General features: G+C 68.3%; 1 pseudogene. It reads left to right on the forward strand.

Going from position 1 to position 477, the window contains the following annotated elements:
• A pseudogene (locus tag MOV75_RS41760) lies at positions 1 to 477 on the forward strand (MFS transporter); the annotation flags it as partial.

Genomic DNA, 477 nt, shown 5'->3' on the forward strand with positions numbered 1-477 from the left:
GGCGACGCTGCTGCTGGGCCTGCGCAGCCTGCCGCACACCAAGCCCGCCAGCCATTCGTTCGACTGGCAGAGCGCGGGGCTGTCCGCGATCACCTTCGGTGTCGGCATCGCCGCGGTCGACAGCGTCGGCCATGGCGAAGCAGCGATCACCTGCCTGATCGAGTTCGCCATCGCTGTCGTCGCCGGTGCGCTCCTGATCTACCGCGAGACCCACATGACCTCGCCGCTCTTGCCGGTCGACCTGTTGCGCATTCCGGTGTTCGCGCTGTCGATTGCGACCTCGATCGCCTCGTTCTGCGGGCAGATGCTCGCCTTCGTCGCGATCCCCTTCTACCTCCAGAGCCGCTTCGGCTATTCGGCGGTGCATATGGGTCTTCTGATCACGCCCTGGCCGATCGCGGTAGCCTTCGCGGCGCCCCTCGCCGGCCGCCTGGTCGAGCGTTACCCGGCCGGCCTGCTCGGCGGCATCGGGCTCAC

This window comes from Bradyrhizobium sp. PRIMUS42 (genome assembly GCF_023006515.1).
Classification (GTDB): Bacteria; Pseudomonadota; Alphaproteobacteria; order Rhizobiales; family Xanthobacteraceae; genus Bradyrhizobium.